The 16,408-nt window shown below is 37.0% G+C and carries 16 protein-coding genes and 1 pseudogene; 4 read left to right on the top strand and 13 right to left on the bottom strand.

Annotation, left to right across the window (positions count from 1 at the left end; translation table 11 throughout):
• Positions 1–1,112 precede the first annotated feature (1,112 nt).
• Together MHI38_RS02970 and MHI38_RS02965 are read left to right on the top strand one after the other, a co-directional pair.
• Positions 1,113–1,553: a GNAT family N-acetyltransferase gene (locus tag MHI38_RS02970; protein ID WP_145331130.1), complete on the top strand. Its 441-nt coding sequence runs from the start codon at positions 1,113–1,115 to the stop codon at positions 1,551–1,553.
• On the top strand, positions 1,550–2,209 hold the full coding sequence (locus MHI38_RS02965) for a YczE/YyaS/YitT family protein (RefSeq protein WP_341180926.1): 660 nt from the start codon (positions 1,550–1,552) through the stop codon (positions 2,207–2,209). Before MHI38_RS02970 ends, MHI38_RS02965 begins: the two co-directional genes overlap by 4 nt.
• A gap of 329 nt (positions 2,210–2,538) precedes the next feature.
• On the opposite strand, the gene MHI38_RS02960 is transcribed toward MHI38_RS02965, so the two are convergent.
• The 6 genes from MHI38_RS02960 to MHI38_RS02935 form a co-directional block, all read right to left on the bottom strand.
• Complete coding sequence (locus MHI38_RS02960; protein WP_090916363.1) at positions 2,539–3,186, bottom strand: hypothetical protein; 648 nt, start codon at positions 3,184–3,186, stop codon at positions 2,539–2,541.
• Positions 3,187–3,263: 77 nt separating this feature from the next.
• Positions 3,264–4,982, bottom strand: a complete 1,719-nt coding sequence (locus MHI38_RS02955) for a ferredoxin (RefSeq protein ID WP_090916361.1) — start codon at positions 4,980–4,982, stop codon at positions 3,264–3,266.
• Between the two features lie 17 nt (positions 4,983–4,999).
• Positions 5,000–5,809, bottom strand: a complete 810-nt coding sequence (locus MHI38_RS02950; protein WP_090916359.1) for a hypothetical protein — start codon at positions 5,807–5,809, stop codon at positions 5,000–5,002.
• A gap of 16 nt (positions 5,810–5,825) precedes the next feature.
• A complete protein-coding gene (locus MHI38_RS02945) occupies positions 5,826–7,211 on the bottom strand; it encodes a hypothetical protein (RefSeq protein ID WP_090916357.1) in 1,386 nt (461 codons plus the stop codon).
• Positions 7,201–8,142 carry a helix-turn-helix transcriptional regulator gene (locus tag MHI38_RS02940; protein WP_145414274.1) on the bottom strand — a complete coding sequence of 314 codons (942 nt, stop codon included), beginning with the start codon at positions 8,140–8,142 and terminating at the stop codon, positions 7,201–7,203. Before MHI38_RS02940 ends, MHI38_RS02945 begins: the two co-directional genes overlap by 11 nt.
• 103 nt (positions 8,143–8,245) lie before the next feature.
• Positions 8,246–8,485 carry a hypothetical protein gene (locus tag MHI38_RS02935; protein ID WP_186809639.1) on the bottom strand — a complete coding sequence of 80 codons (240 nt, stop codon included), beginning with the start codon at positions 8,483–8,485 and terminating at the stop codon, positions 8,246–8,248.
• 217 nt (positions 8,486–8,702) lie between these two features.
• On the opposite strand from MHI38_RS02935, the gene MHI38_RS02930 reads away from it, so the two are divergent.
• On the top strand, positions 8,703–8,870 hold the full coding sequence (locus MHI38_RS02930) for a hypothetical protein (protein ID WP_186809640.1): 168 nt from the start codon (positions 8,703–8,705) through the stop codon (positions 8,868–8,870).
• Between the two features lie 1,506 nt (positions 8,871–10,376).
• Here MHI38_RS02930 and ilvD read toward each other — a convergent pair.
• The 6 genes and pseudogenes from ilvD to MHI38_RS02900 all read right to left on the bottom strand — a co-directional run bounded on the left by ilvD (position 10,377) and on the right by MHI38_RS02900 (position 15,073).
• Positions 10,377–12,068, bottom strand: coding sequence for a dihydroxy-acid dehydratase (gene ilvD / locus MHI38_RS02925; protein WP_090916349.1), 1,692 nt, complete (start codon positions 12,066–12,068; stop codon positions 10,377–10,379).
• Positions 12,069–12,083: 15 nt separating this feature from the next.
• Positions 12,084–12,749 carry an FCD domain-containing protein gene (locus MHI38_RS02920; RefSeq protein WP_154888690.1) on the bottom strand — a complete coding sequence of 222 codons (666 nt, stop codon included), beginning with the start codon at positions 12,747–12,749 and terminating at the stop codon, positions 12,084–12,086.
• 283 nt (positions 12,750–13,032) lie between these two features.
• Complete coding sequence (locus tag MHI38_RS02915) at positions 13,033–13,677, bottom strand: DsbA family protein (RefSeq protein ID WP_154888692.1); 645 nt, start codon at positions 13,675–13,677, stop codon at positions 13,033–13,035.
• Between the two features lie 51 nt (positions 13,678–13,728).
• On the bottom strand, positions 13,729–14,286 hold the full coding sequence (locus tag MHI38_RS02910; RefSeq protein ID WP_261769256.1) for an NAD(P)H-binding protein: 558 nt from the start codon (positions 14,284–14,286) through the stop codon (positions 13,729–13,731).
• A 19-nt stretch (positions 14,287–14,305) separates the two neighbouring features.
• A pseudogene (locus tag MHI38_RS02905) lies at positions 14,306–14,374 on the bottom strand (oxidoreductase); the annotation flags it as partial.
• 39 nt (positions 14,375–14,413) lie between these two features.
• Complete coding sequence (locus MHI38_RS02900; protein WP_154888694.1) at positions 14,414–15,073, bottom strand: SDR family NAD(P)-dependent oxidoreductase; 660 nt, start codon at positions 15,071–15,073, stop codon at positions 14,414–14,416.
• Positions 15,074–15,268: 195 nt separating this feature from the next.
• On the opposite strand from MHI38_RS02900, the gene MHI38_RS02895 reads away from it, so the two are divergent.
• Entirely contained in the window at positions 15,269–15,865 is a 597-nt protein-coding gene (locus MHI38_RS02895) for a TetR/AcrR family transcriptional regulator (RefSeq protein WP_261769257.1), read from the top strand.
• Between the two features lie 77 nt (positions 15,866–15,942).
• Here MHI38_RS02895 and MHI38_RS02890 read toward each other — a convergent pair whose 3' ends face one another.
• The gene (locus MHI38_RS02890) at positions 15,943–16,398 is read right to left on the bottom strand and encodes a GNAT family N-acetyltransferase (protein WP_154888696.1); all 456 of its coding nucleotides are present in this window, start codon (positions 16,396–16,398) and stop codon (positions 15,943–15,945) included.
• Positions 16,399–16,408: the final 10 nt, after the last annotated feature.

Genomic DNA, 16,408 nt, shown 5'->3' with positions numbered 1-16,408 from the left:
CTCAACAACTAAAAGACCCCAGCTTCACCAGGGTCCTGCGCTAATGTTTATTCACTTTTATATATTCGGATATGTATTGCGGAATTATGCCCCTCCGAAGCCAAACGAACTTTTTAGCGAAAAAATAATAACTGATTAAGTCATGTTCTTCTCTTTTTTGTGGGAAATTCCATAATGCAAACCAATCATAAGAATCCCTTCCTTTAGGAGCTTCACTATGTCGATGAGATGCACCTCACCATGATTTTTCCTCAAATGGGTGAATTGAATGTGAATGTATAAAGGAGTTTTTCTGTAAACTGCCCGATACAGACGATATAGAAAAAAGCAGCTGATTCCCTTAATCAGCTACTCTATATCATTGAACTAACGTTCCCTGTGAGTCAGGCAGATTAACTTCATCTATATCCTCAAAACCGACAAAGTAATAATGCTGTTCGTCTAATTCTATTAAGCCTCCATCTGTCGAGCCAGAAGAAGAAATTAAACTTCCGCCATGGTATAGCTTACAAGAGACATTATACTATTTCAAACTGAATCCATTTACTTCATACCCGACCTTTATTTGTCCTTCGGTGTATTCAGCACTTCTTCAATTAATAGCGCCCTTATCAACCATTTTTGTTTGAATTTCAATATTTGCTTCAGGCATCTAAGGTTTATTTTATAAATAAGCCATTTTAAAGTAACATATAATTCCCAAAACAACTGCAACAACTATAACAATAGCAATAATAAACTTCTTTTCTTTTTTATCCATAATATTTGCTCCTTACATCATGCAAAATAAAGACGAAGCCATAGAATGATTTATGGCCTCATAATAGCATTCTAAAGATTGAATGAGAAATCCGATGTTGTTTTCTCTACTTTATAAGTAATTTCAGAAGAGATGGAAGACGAAGGGCCACCAGAGATTGATACGTTAGGAGCTACATTGAGAGATTTTCATGCCGTTCCTTTAAACACACAATAAAACCATCTTCTTTTGAGTCGTAATCCTTCAGTTTTTTTGTTGTATTTACAACAAAAATTATATCGTTTATAATCATCCAAAAGAATGTTTAATTTGTTTATCATTACAAAATGAATTTCTGAAAGGATTATAAGAAATGAAATCAAAAAAAATAGACTCCATTGAGGGGCTCAACATCGCTTTTCAAATAAGAGAAGAAGTGTTTGTAAAAGAACAAAATGTACCCCTTGAAGATGAGTTTGATGATCATGATAATTTAGATGGACAATGTGAGCACATCCTGGTTTATTTTAATGAACTACCCGCCGGAACAGGCAGAATTATTCTTCGAGATGGCGTAGGTAAACTCGATCGAATATGTATCTTGAAACCTTATCGCCAATATGGTCTGGGTAAATTAATCGTTACATCACTTGAAGAAATTGCAGAAAATAAAGGAATTTCCAAAGTTAAATTACACGGACAGACACATGCAGAGGGATTTTATCACAAGCTAGGATACCAGACGACCTCCGATGTATTTATGGAAGATGGAATACCGCATTATCTAATGGTGAAAGATTTATTATCGAAATGATGCCGTTATCACGTGTAAATCAATATTTAATTTATGCAATAGGTATCTTAATTTTAACTCTTGGCATTACATTGACCATACAATCAAAGCTTGGAAGCTCTCCATTCGATGCTCTTCTGGTCGGATTGTCCCTAAACGTAGGTTTAACTGTTGGCAGCTGGGAGATTATCATTGCCCTAGTTATGATATTTTTTAATTCGTTGCTACAAAAACAAAAACCTGAATATTTGGGTTTAGTAACTGCACTTATAACAGGCATTTGTATTGATTTCTGGCTGTTATTGTTACGGACTTGGGTGGCACCTGATCTATTGTTTTTGAAATTTTTGTGTTTCGGCTCTGGTTTGGTTGTTGCAGGAATAGGAACGGCCATGTATCTACAGACCAATTTTGCACCGATTCCGATCGATCGATTAACACTCTCACTACAAAAAATAACTCGAACGAATATATTTTTTGCGAGAACTCTGATTAATGTTGTAATCCTGGTCATGGCATTCATTTTTAATGGACCCATAGGTATAGGAACTGCACTGGCTGTCTGCTTCAGTGGGGCCATTTTAAATATTTTTATGCCATGTATTGGAGAAATGATAGAAAAATGGAGTTTAACAGAATCAGGAAGTAATAAGGTCGATGGAAACCATTCCGTTTAGAATATATCGCGTATATAAAGACTTTTAGTATTGTCGCTAATCAGGAATTGAAACAGGTTCGTGTCCCTCAGCGGCTAGTTTTATTACTAAATTTCAATTTTGTAATGCTTAGCAGCCTTTGTTTACCTTCAAAAACACAGTTTGTTAATCTATAATGCGTATTTCTCCCAAAAAATCCTTACCTAAATACGCTTTTTGTCCTTGGCGTAGGATAAGAACTTGTAACGACGAAATAAAAAAGCCGCTTATAATAGCGACTTCAATAGGAAGATGTTCTTGTTCATCGTTTATAACTTTTATAATACACGTACATTATACATGTTACTTAATTAATTATTTCCTACTTCAAGTAACCACCAGGCAATTGCACTTTTTATAAATTCGCTTTCTTGACTTAGTCTCTCATTGTGAATAAAGTCGTTTACCTTTTCACGGATTTGATACTGTACACGTTCAAAAGCGACTTTATCACTTTTAATACCAAGTAGTTTTGCTGTTTTATCCAATTTATTTCTATCAGCTATAGTAGTAAACAGCTGCGGAAAAATCATAATCTCTAAACGATGTACGTAGAAAAGTGGTCTACCATTTTCAAACGGGATTCTATTTAGTTGCTCAATTAATTTAACATTTGCAATTTTACTAATAAGACGGTAGTCAAGCGGTTCTTGCAAGCGAAGTAAAATTAAACTTTGAATCTTATTCTGCACATCTTGATCTTTAAGAAATATATTATTGAATTCTGAACGGAAAATTTTAGCTGTGCCCTCTTTTGAAATATCATTGGCTCTTGTGGCTGTCCAATACTTATCGAATATGGAGATTGTATCATTAATATTCCAGTTAAGAACTTCTTGGCTTAACTCATCCAATAACTGCACAGCAGAGCGCTCAATATATTGGTTTTCAGGTTGAGATAATTCAATCTTCAGTTTTTCATAAGCTTTACGTAAAAGCAATTCATTATCTTTCTCCATACTTCCCCTCCCACATCAAACTATGTACATTAAAAAATTCAAGTTATCTACTTTGTAGATCATCACTAAAGAAATTATCATTTTTTTAATGTAGGTATAATTTTTTGTTTCACTTCTTGTTGCAAAGATTCGTAGACCTTGAATACCAAGGTTCTCATATAACCACTCTCAAATACATAATCACAACAAGCTTCAATAGCTCTATAAAAACCACTTAGAAATTCTCCACTGAAGTAATGATAGCAGAAGACAGGAACTTCTTTCTCTCCAAATAAGCCTTGCTTCCATGTAATAGATTCTATTACATCATAGCTTAGATCACTATAAGAGAAGTAGTTTTCCTTATCTATCCCTCTGCCCCAGCCTATTACATTTTCATCTATGAATTCGCGAATACCCCCATTTATGTGAGAAGTTACTTGATTATAATCTGACAGATCTACAAGTATGATATACGCTCCGCAATCAAGCTCCAATGTGAAATTAGGATAAGCCATACCATGTTTATCATAAATCGCTTGTAGCTTCTTCTTAAATGTATTGACCGTACTTTCCAGTTGAGTCTGATACTTATTTGCTAAGTCAAAACTAATTCTATCTGCATTTCCAATTTCTAAATAATTTGAGCATTCTTTATACAGCCGCCAAACACGATTTTGTGCTGCCTCACTCGCTTTACTGTGAGATGAAAAACGAAAAGAGCTGTCATAATCTGTATCAATTGAGCGAAAGACAGATTCCTTTTTTAATGGGATTGACTTAGTTTCATTCACGAGAGATTTAATTTGTTGAATAATTGCATCTTGATTGACATTTGGTGAACTTTCTAAATTAATGTGTTTTTTCAGTTCGGATTTTAAAAGGCTTAACTTTTTATTTAATGTCTCCTGGAATACTTCTGAATATTTCTTATACAATGTTTCAATTTTCGGATCTAACTCTTTATACATTTGCATAGAGAGCCCAAATACAATGTATTCACGGAATGTCTTTTCGGCCTCGACTAGTGAATATTTGTAGCCATCTCCGTAATCTTCAACGTTGATGTAAGTTTTGAAAAATTCAGCCTCTTTCATTCCGGTATTCCAATCGTATCGCTCCAAATGCCTCAACCGATAACAATAAGATTCTCCTTCAAAGCCAAAATCAGGACCAACGTCAAACTCACTAAAATCGGCAGGGAGATTTAGCTGATTGTTAGAGATCGCTTGCCCTAATACAACTACTTCTCCTAGCGTTTTAGCTATTTCTCGATTGATATCATAAAAGTAATTTCCTTCAGTTTTATTATAATAGGAAAACTTCTTGAGTTGTTTAGTCTTGTAATTAATACAAACTGCCTGAATAAGTGCTTTTTGCTGGGAGTACATCGTATCTTTAAAGGCATTAAAGCCTTCTCTATCTGCCTTATCGTATGAGTTATACACTTTGGCAGACATGTCTTTAGTTAATAGTGGAGGAGCTTCATAGTTGTTCTCAACAAAATCATAATCTGATTGGGAGGGATAAGGAATTGAAAAGTTATCCAGTTTTTCGGAGATCAAAGCTTTGAGCTTTACAAGTGCCTCAGACCCACTATGTCCTGTGATATATTCATCTTCTACAGATATGGCCTGAACGGGACAGCTTACCTCTACTTCTTTAAAATCAAGATACTGCACTTCGGTAATTAATCCTGGATCAACAGGTATGGCAAAACCCTCAGGGGTTTCTGTTAGAAATTCAGAATTTACAACACATGATCCACAAGCTACACATTTATCTGATACGGCAATTCTTTTCATTAACTGTTGCATTCAATTTTCTCCTTATATCAAATATTTATTTTCTTCATTTTGTTAAGAAAAGCCTCTCCTGTTTCTATCAATTCAAGTGATTTCAAGTTAATTTCACCAGTCTCATCAAGTAGAGGAACATCCAATATATCTTTGATTCCTTTGGCAAAGTTGAAACAAATCATGAAAGCTTCCCTGTCTTTTTGCGAATATTGATTTTTTTCGTTATCGTTACGTTGGATAATTGATCTACATTGTTGCAATGATCTGATAAATAATGCATTTAAATTCCGTAGAACATCACAGATATGTTCTGAACGCTGGAATATAGCATCCAGAGCAATGCAAATTGTCTCTGCTTGTTTTTCAATCATGAATGATTGCGAGCTACGGGCATTAGCTGCAGACAAGTTCATCTCTGCTTCTTTTTTTATCACTCCGGCAATTCCTGAAAATATGTAAGTAGAAAAAACTTGAGAATCAGATAGTTCACTTTTAGATACTCCAACCATCTTATTCATTGATTCAACAGCAATTGGAGATAGAAAAGAAGAACGCAATTCCTTTAATCCCGCTCCCTCCTCCATTTCAATTTTCTGTAGATTTCTGTACAGCTCTAAAAAGTTTACAATTGAAGTTTTATATATACCCCGTTTTCGATTGATAAGCTTTTGAATGCTGGCTTGCGTTTTTGAACTTTGTATTTTGACCTTTTCTTCTGCCTCCACTACTCGTTCAAACGAACGGACATTAACACTTTCAGCCTTTTCATTTAACTTATCTGCCTTTATCATCCTCGCTACGGTACTGCTGACTGCCCCGCCGAGCAAAATACTTTCTAACAACATAAAAACGCCCCCTAGCCTACATTTTGAATACTGAATTGTTATCAAAGAACATATCATCAAATGCCTTTTGATTTTCAAAAGAGACATTCTTTGAGAAAACAGAGAGAATTGTACTTAAACCTTCGTTGATTTGTTCTGGTGAATCTGATACAGATCCATTAAATATCATGTTATATCCTTTAATAAAATGTGCATTCCACTCGGCATATTCTTCTTGAATTAGCTGTTTTAATACGGCTTGTTGTCTGTCCATCTCCTGCAAAGCTTCAGATGCAATCTTAGCTGATGCCTGCTCAAGCTGTTTATATTCATCCACATTACGGTATGAGTGATAAAGATCCATGCATACCGTTGAAATGATCAATGATCCAAGAGCCGCACCAACAACCGGAATTGGAATAAGTGCTTGACCTGCTATTGCTCCGATAGTTCCTGCAAGCATTCCTACTCCCTTCTCTCCGACTTCCTCGAAAAATTGTTTTCCATCTATTTCTCCCTTTACATATTTGAAAATTGAATCTTTTAGCATTAGAGAGATAGTAATTACCTGCATCACTTGATTTGAATTTGCTAGTTTACGAATTGCTTCTTTTCCACTATTTTCAAGTAAATGTGTCACTCCTGTAGAAACAACTCGTATTGTGCCCCCTGTAGTTGCAACAGATAGAGTTAGATTCCCCATATCTTTGGCAGCATCTTCAAACTTTTTCTCTCCTAAGGCAACTTTGTACAAGTTACCCACACCTTCAACTACTAATGGGACAGCAGAGGATTGCAGTGAAAATAGTGCTCCTTCTGTAAAGTCTGCTCCAGCATTTTTCATAGATCTAGACAAAATATCCGTATTGACTTTGGCCTCCGCAACGACCTTACCTTGTATTAGCTTGACTCTCCCTGGGGTTGAACTCTTACTGTCAGGCGCGAATGCCAATTCAAAATCACTTTTACTACCTTTAGATGTATTCAATGACTTGGAAGTGACCCTGAAATTACTCTTTTGATTTGCGATTTCCTTCATATCTTTATCGCTAAAGAATGGGTTATATTTGACACGATTATGTATTTCTTTTAAGGAAACGACATGATCAACCTCAGCAGAATGTCTCGCCCAAGCTGATGAAATATTCTCTCCTGCTTCATTTTTCATGCGAAACCTACGTTGAGCTGCTTTTTGTGAGAAATGCAATTGCTGTCCGCTTATTGGGTCATCGTAGATTTTCCGATCCTTAAAAGTAGATTGCTTAAATTTACCTTTTGCAGATGCTGAATCCCATAATTTATTTCGATTTACACTGTTATACTCCTGAGTAACTCCATACTGCTTCTGATTATGAATTTTCATTTCTTGCAAAATTGGATTAGCTGTTAGACTGTACATTAATCGAACTGTTTTATCTTCCATTTCCATCTCCCTTTCGCTCTTCTAAAACTTGGATATACTGGCCTTGGCTTCGGAGCCACATATCGATTCCTGTACCGTAAACTTCAGCTTGAATGGTGTAAATACCATTGTTTTCTGAGATGATTTCTGCTGTAGGGAGTCTATCAAGTACGGCCTCTAATGAAGGACCTGAGAAATTAAATACAATTTTCATTAATTCACCTGAATACATAAATTGTACTCGCTTACGAAACTCTCCCTCATTAAATTTATCTCTGTAAGGAAGATTAAAATGACGTTTTGTTTCCGCTAAACCTGAAATTCGGTCTACACGAAATGTTTTTGGAAACTCATTATTGCCATCTTCCATATAAGCAATTAAATAAAAGTAATATTCTGAAAACATAATGGCCAAAGGTTTGACAAATCTAGTTTTCGAACTGCCATCTTGACGGGTATAGTTAAACTTTATAATCTTTCGTTTACTGATTAACAATGATAGTTTCCATATGGTTTTTATCAAAGGTTTGTTGTGCTTCAGAGGAACATAATGGTGTTGCTCATTGCTAATTACTTGTTGAATTTGTTTACGGTCGTTTGGTACAACTTGTTTAAGTAGTTTTCCAATTAATGCATCTAGCTCTTCCCGTGCGAATGCACGGCTCTCAAGTAAGATTTTACACAACGCCATGACTTCACTATTTGCAAGCCATTCTCTCTCAAAACGAACTAAATAATAGACATTTTTACGTCTATCATATCTGATAGATACATCACTTTCAGAATAGTGCATCTCAGCCAAATACGCTCGTAAATCGTCAATATCTCGCTGTATTGTCTTTTGTGTCACTCCAAAGTCTGTAGCAAGGTTAGCTTTATCGATCATTTCTCCCTTGTTTAGACGCTCGTAAATATTTAATAAGCGAAATCCTTTATTACTCTTGTAATTCATTTGTACACCACCTAAAGGCCTAATTCATTTTCATTATAACAGGTTAAATGGACACATATTGGGGTGCTTCAAAATAACTATGAGAAATCTCCAAGTTTATATTCTATAAACCAGCAAGTAATAAATGAGATACAGTTTGCAGTGCTGTTGTTTCTGCTGAATGTTTAGCTAATCCACATTTATATCTCGCTTTTCTGAAGGAATGCTCAAGATCATTCTGTTCAACATAAATAAATAAGGGATTTAGTCCCTCTATAATTTTTTTCAGCTCTTTGATATAGCTAGTAACATCTTCGTTCGTATCACCATATTTGATCATTCCTATTGTTATCGAATTTTGCATAAAGCAACAACAAAAATGTAAGTGTCTGAACCATTCAAGGCACGCTTACTAAACCGCTTCCATCTTTCTGTAATGATTTCCTTGCAGTGATCTAATGTTAATACATAAACATCACAACATACGCGCATAACATGTACGATTCTTTCTATATATCCTTAGAAAATAACTATCTGATTCAAGATAAAATAAGCTTAGTCTGTACAATGCTAACAATCAATTGATTGCGACCAAGACGTTTGATGATTTACCTGCACAAGGATTGCTACAGCAACTCAATGATCAGAGTATTGTCTTCGGACCACTGATCGATCACAAGCTTGGTATGATTCAACTAAACCAGAGCCGAAGAAGGCGATCTACTACATTTTCGATTCACGTACCTTAAAAGTAAAAAACACACTTGAAATCGATGATGCTCTTTTTCACCAAGCTGATATTCGTTTTCACGATGCAAACACATTTTATATTCACATGGATAAAACAATCACAAAATACGTTTTAAAATAAATTATGAAAGCTTGCACATTCTACCGACTAATGACGTATGACTTCGCTCCTTGATAGAGCTAGGCATACGTCGTTTTTTATTAGGGTATTTCATATTAGTCATCGAATTACTACTCGTAATCCCTCCTCCCCCGTCAATTGTAGCTATCCAACATATTGAAGAATTAGCTGGTATATTGCTATGGAAAGCCCTAGAAGACTCGCCTTCATTTTTGACGGGTGGTACCTCTCTCGGTTTGATAGATATAATATAATCAATAAAAATCCAATGGGAAGCGATAGCTGAAAGTCACCTTCTGATGAACCATAGGAATAGATTGGTATAACTAGTGTACTGATCCAAAAGTATAAGAATACGGTAAAACGTCTTGTCTCTAATTGTTTGCTCCACCGTACTAACAAGAGTATAATGATGATCCCAATAATTGTGATTTGTAAAGGGGGTAGAACAATAGCAACGTTCCCAAATTTGAATTCCATTCTGCACAGCTCTCCTCTTCATAATCATTCGTAACGTACTTTTCAGATGGTCTTATATCATATGTCTCCTGCCTTATTGGTAGTAATGTAAATGGATTGGATGAAAGGTGGCTAGAACTTCTTATATGTTGATAAAACCAACCTTACATAAGTATAGATATCTGAATTTCACAATCAAAAAAACCTCCACTCAGGAGGATTTTGATTTATCCAATTTAATTGAATCTTTGTAATACTTAGTGGAAACAGAGGGAAGGCAAAGGCTTAACTCGATATTCGTGAAAATAAATTGTATAAGAAGTTAAAATAGTTAGTACCCTTCTCATATTCATTAACATAATATTGAATAACTCTGTCTACTTCATTCTTATTCATACCTAATTATTTCAGTTCACCAATTCTAATACCAAGTTCAACCAACATTTTATACCAAGAATGCACTATCCTTATTTTGTTTTAAATATCTATTATATACCAATTTATTTATCAGTCAACAGGATTACAGCCCTCCCATCATCTGCACAACCTCCTGTAATCTCAATTGGGAATTAACCAGTTACTTTCAATGAAACACATATCTATGTATTATTCATATGTTTACAATTCGACAAAATGGTTGTTCTTATCTCACATAATAGCGTGAATTAAACGAGATTATCAATAATGAGAATCAAGTCATTTTGACGCAAGAAAAGAATCTGTCCAGATAAAATAAAAACCCGTTAATTTTCAGTTCATGAAAATAACGGGAGATTAACAATTTAATCATTACAAAACGTATTCTTCATCATTTCTGGTGAATTCTTGATTTTTAAAGCTGGTGCTTTTTTAGTTTATTGCGCTTCAAGTATTCGTCGTAGCAGTTTCTTCCTACCCTACTATAAGCATAACAATAGAAAGTTGTCTATTCCATCAAATCGGTTACTGCACCTTTTGAAGCAGAAGAAACTAATTTAGCATATTTGGCGAGTACACCGGATTTTACTTTCAGCGGAGGTTGTACCCACGCTTTCGCTCGAGCGGCTAATTCTTCTTCTGATACTTCAACCTTCATTTCCTGAATATCACTGTTAATGGTGATAATATCCCCATTTTTGAGCAACGCGATCGGTCCGCCTACTTGTGCTTCAGGTGATACATGTCCGACTACAAATCCGTGTGAGCCACCCGAGAATCGACCATCCGTGATGAGAGCCACTTTCCCGCCGAGTCCTTTGCCTACGATAAGTGCTGTAACGGAAAGCATCTCTGGCATACCTGGGCCGCCCTTCGGACCACAGTAACGTATGACCACGACATCGCCTTCTTTAATTTCATCATTCGTAATCGCTATTGTTGCTTCATCTTCGCTATCGTACACCTTGGTAGGGCCGGAGAACTGCTGGATCTTCATGCCTGACATTTTGGCAACAGCACCTTCGGGAGCGAGGTTTCCTCGAAGTACAACCAATGGTCCATCAGGTTTCAGCGGATTATCGAGTGGTCGTATAATCTCTTGATCATTCGGAAGTGGATCAGCTTCCGCTAAATTCTCCGCCAATGTTTTACCGGTTACGGTGAGGCAATCCCCATGTAGTAATCCCTCAGCAAGCAATAGCTTCATTACCCCTGAGACGCCACCGATATCATTCAAATCCTGCATCACATATTGGCCGCTTGGCTTCAAATCCGCCAAATGAGGAACACGGAGGCGAATGCGTTCAAAATCATCTAAGGTTAAATCGACTTCTACCGAGTGCGCAATCGCTAGCAGATGGAGAAATGCGTTAGTTGATCCTCCCAGAGCCATAACAACGGTGATCGCATTCTCAAATGCTTTCTTCGTCATAATGTCTCTTGGATAGATTTCCTGTTCAAGCAGTGAGATGACCTGTTTACCGGCTGCTTCGCATTCTAATGCTTTATCCGCTGAAATCGCTGATGTCGAGGAAGAACCTGGCAAACACATACCCATGGCTTCTGCAGCTGCGGCCATCGTATTAGCGGTATACATCCCCCCGCAAGCCCCTGGGCCTGGGCAAACACTACATTCAACCTTATGTAGCTGTTCATCTGTTATTTTGCCATCTTGATATTGACCAACGGCTTCAAAAGCGGAAACGATATCCACTTTTTTTCCATCGAGATTACCTGGTTGAATGGTTCCCCCATATACATAGACAGAAGGAATGTTCATTCGTCCAATAGCCATCAGACATGCAGGTGTATTCTTGTCACAACCACCAATCGCAACAACGCCGTCAAAACGCTCGGCTCCGGTTACAATTTCAATCGAATCAGCGATAGCTTCCCGACTTGGCAGCGAGAACAACATCCCGCCGTGCCCCATAGAAATTCCATCCGAAACGGTAATCGTATTAAAAATTAGTGGAGCACCGCCGTTATCGCGTGCGCCCTGCTTAGCTTGTACCGCTAAATCATTAATGTGCATATTACATGGTGTTACCTCACTCCAGGTACTCGCTATGCCGATCATTGGCTTTTTAAAATCTTCATCCTGAAAACCAACCGCACGCAGCATTGCTCTGTTTGGTACCCGGTTAGCTCCTTCACTGATTACCTTACTTCGAATACGAAGATCTTTTTTATTCTCCATGTTTCTTCCCTCATTTCAAAGTATTTCGTTCAGTTCCTGCATCGGCCTGATAAAATTTTGTTTCATTAGTACGTGAGCATCCTCACTATTTTTGCCTTCAAAAGCTTTAATAATCAAATCATGCTCTTCGACTGAAGCTAGTGTAGCCGTGATAGGTTGTTTTAAAAACACATATTTAAATCGCCTAATGTGAATTTGAAGAGATGCATTAAATGTGGCCACATAAGTATTATCTGAGAGCTCCACAATATAATTATGAAATAGCTCATCCACCTCCATGGCCTGATACACTTGACCATTTTTAATGGAATTTGCAAATTCCAAATTAATAGATCTTAATTTCTCGATCTGTTCTGGAATAATAATTTGAGCGGTGATTTCAGCAGCCAAGGCCTGAAGAGCGGCCATTGTTGAATACATCTTAAAAATATCGTTTTTCTCAATATTCGTTACTTTTGTTTCTTTTCCTGGATGCATTGACACGAGGCCTTGAACTTCGAGTAACTGAAATGCCTCCCGAATCGGTGTCCGGCTGACTCCAAGCGATTCAGCCATTTCCGCATCAATCAGCTTTTCACCTGGTTGCAGTGTTCCATCAATAATCCATCGCTGAATCTGAGAAAACGCTCTTTCTTTTGCAGACATACGGACGGGTAAGGCAAAATCTTTAGGAATTGGCATGGTTTTCATCCTCATTACAATTATTCTTATATGCAATATATCGCATACAGGATTGAGAAGCAATTATTATTTCATTTTAACTCGCTTATTTAAGTTTATTCTGATAACTACCTGTTTTTTTTGCCCGTTCGAATGCATGAAAAAAGCAACCAATCATAGATCAGTTGCCTCCTTGATTTTATTGAGTACGGTTAGATTTATATTCATCATTGAACCTGTTAGTTAGGTTAAACCAAAATGTTGTGTTAAAATGTTCACTAAAACTTGCTTATAATCGTTAAAATCATACGAAGGGTTCCTGAGATGCTTGGTTAAGAGCTTTTAAGAATAACTCTGTTGGTTGTGCGCCGGATATTGCATATTTTCTATCAATGACAAAGAAAGGCGCTCCTGTTATACCTAATTGTTTTGCTGTGGCTTCATCTGAACGCACTTCGCTAGCATATTTGGAGGGATCATGGAGTATTGCCATTGACTCGTCCCTATTCATTCCAACTGATTCTGCAATACTGGCTAAAGTATCATGATCACTAATTAACTTGGCGTCCGTGTAATAAGAATAGAACAGCTTCTCAGCTAATTCCTGATCTTTACCCACAGATTTGGCATACTGGGTTAAACGATGCGCATCAAACGTATTGGTGGGCTTTATTTGGTCGATATTATACACGAGACCCATCATTGCTGCTTGTTGTTCTAGTTCAGCATGTGCCTTTTTCGCTTGTTCGAGACTCATACCATGTTTCTCCGAAAGTATTTGATGCATACTTTTGCCTGAGTACATGGATGCTTGCGGATTAAGTTCGAAGCTTTTATATTCAATAAACACTTCATTCGGAGTAGCGAATTGTTCCAGTGCAGATTCTAATCGTCGTTTACCAATATAACAAAATGGACAAACATAATCCGACCATATCTCGATTTTCATTTTGAATCCTCCCTCACTAACCACCTTAATCGGTGAATACTACATTTGAATTTATTTGTTATAAATAATAGGCATTTTCCTAATCAATTGGTTGTCACGAGCGGCAGAGTACATGAATTTAGCAACATTTTCTCTGGAAACACCTAATTTAGCTGGTTTATCACCGAATGAATAATCATAAGATTGCCCTTTGTATTTGACATTGGGATTAATAATTCGAACGACTGTCCAATTCAGTTTGGATTCCTTAATCATTCCTTCCAGTTTCTTCATTTCTGCATAACCGTTTGGTAGGAAAACTTTCGCTAAGACACCTGGAAGTATCGTGGAAATGTTTTTCTTATCGTCATCGGATTGCAAAGCCGGCGTCGCAAGTGTAATGAGCCTTTTTTTGTTAAGTTTGTTCATAGTCTTAATGATCCGTTCGTGCCCGTCAGCAATCGGCGTGCCTTTAAGCTTTCGTGACATATCGGATGCTGGCCCCAATGTGCTGATTACAACATCTGATTCGGCAACGGCCTTCTCGATGGTTGAAGTATTCGAAAGATCCCCTTGTACAAGGCTCAAATTTGGATGTTTGAGGCTGATTTTTTTGGGGGTTTCTAACATATGCCGTAACGAAATCTCCGTGATCCAAAGCTAGTTGTGTTACAAGCTGTCCAATTGCACCACTTGCACCAAAAACAGTGATATTCATATTTTTCTCTTGTATCTCCTTTAAAATAAATTATTCAACTCACACTTTATCTTCAGTTATAAACTTTTCTACTCTATCTCTTTTGGTGTACATGTCGTACCAAATATCAGCGATTTTATCCTGAACGCCTGAATTCGGCTGCATCCAGATTCCGATCGAAAGATGCCCTGCATATACTCCTTTGTCCGCTAATTCGCTGTTCAAATTAAAGATATAATTACGAAGTCCTGAGATTGCAATTCCGACATTACCCATCCTTGGAACGGGGTGGACTGAAGCACCTCCGGTTGTAAATAACAGAGCACCGCTTTGCTTATCCAGCATATCCGGAAGTACTTGTTTAATGCTCGATAAAGCACCTAAAACATTATATTGAAATTGGTATAACGCATTTTCTTCAGTTACATCTAATGTTGGCGCTACGGAATCAAAGCTCGGCGTTGGACTGTACTCAAGAACATCAATAAATCCGTACTTCTCTTTAACAGCAGCAAATGCCATCTCAATTTGTTCTTTATTTAATATGTCCGCTTGAAATGAAGCCGCTTCGATTCCCAATTGTTCTAATTCAATAACCAGTTGGTTTAGCTTTTCTTCATTTCGCGCAATAAGGGCTACCCGAAAGCCATTTTGTCCGAATTTCTTTGCAATGGACATCCCTAATCCTGCTCCTGCTCCAACAATTGCTATCGTTTTCATTTCATATCTTCCCTTCGAATAGAGTTAATTATCAACAAGATAAATAATGGACAACGTGTTGTATATTTATCTTTTGTTTATTATGATTAATAAAAGATTAGTCTTCAATGTTTAATAATTTTGATTTTGAGAGATAAAATACAGTTTCAACTCAAATGTCGTATATCTAACAAAAAAAAGTTAAGGGAACGGGTCATGATGAAGAAAAAAACCGATTTGCGTATCATTCGCTCCAAACATTCGATAAAAAAAGCATTTATAGAACTTCTCAATGAGAAGGGATACGAGGGGATTACGATCCAAGATATAGCCGATAAGGCGATGATTAACCGAAATACATTTTACCTTCATTATCAGAACAAACCCGATTTGTTAAATGTATCTATGGACGAATTATTAGATGAGTTAAAGAGTACACTCAAGCTTTGTTCGAGTAGCAAATCTAGTATAAGTGGCTCTATGCTTGAACAACTGATGCAAACCATACTGGAGAAAATTAAGGACAATATCCCCTTTTACAAAGCATTCTTACTGGATGAGAACAGAATTTATGGTTTTCAATCAAAAATGGAGGAGATTATAAAAAATACTGTGGAAGATGGCTTGGATCATACCCCTCTGAAGATTTCAAAGGAATTATTACTTCAATATATCGCATCTACTTTTATGGGCATTGTAATATGGTGGGTTAAAAATGATTTTTCGTATACTCCGAGTGAACTTGCCTCTCAATTTGGAAAAATTTTAACTCACGGACATTTAACAGCTGCGGGGATTCCAATCAATGATTAAAGTGATCCATGCTTACGTACGGGGAGACATAACAGAAGAGAAGCCCTTCGAATGAGGGCTCCTCTTCTTTACAAGATCTACAGTTCCTTCGTCATAAATGTACTATTCCCATCTGGGATATAATCTGCAAATGGCTCACAATACGTGAAACCAAAATTTTCATACAACTTGCGAGCTGGAATAAATGAATCCGTGGAGCCAGTCTCTAGACTGATCCTTTTGTATCCACGGTTGATAGCTTCTTCAATAATGTGGGCAAGAATATGTCTAGTAACACCTTTACGCTTATGATCTTTAGCAGTCCGCATCGATTTGAGTTCTGCATGCTCTTTGTCTAATTCCTTAATAGCCCCACAGCCAAGAAGCTCCTCATTCTCCCATGCGCACCAGAATGTAATTTCGGGTTTCTTCAAACCGTCCAGATTAAGGGCATGAATGCTCTCTGGTGGAGAGTCATCTGCCATTCCTTGCAGATGTTCTGCAATTAACCCAATCACTTGTGCCCCGGTCAAATCATCTACACGAATATCCATTGTAACCACT

The sequence above is a fragment of the Paenibacillus sp. FSL K6-1558 genome (genome assembly GCF_038002565.1).
Classification (GTDB): domain Bacteria; phylum Bacillota; class Bacilli; order Paenibacillales; family Paenibacillaceae; genus Paenibacillus; species Paenibacillus polysaccharolyticus.
Note: the sequence above shows the minus strand (reverse complement) of the source record. Positions and strands in the feature narration are given on the sequence as shown.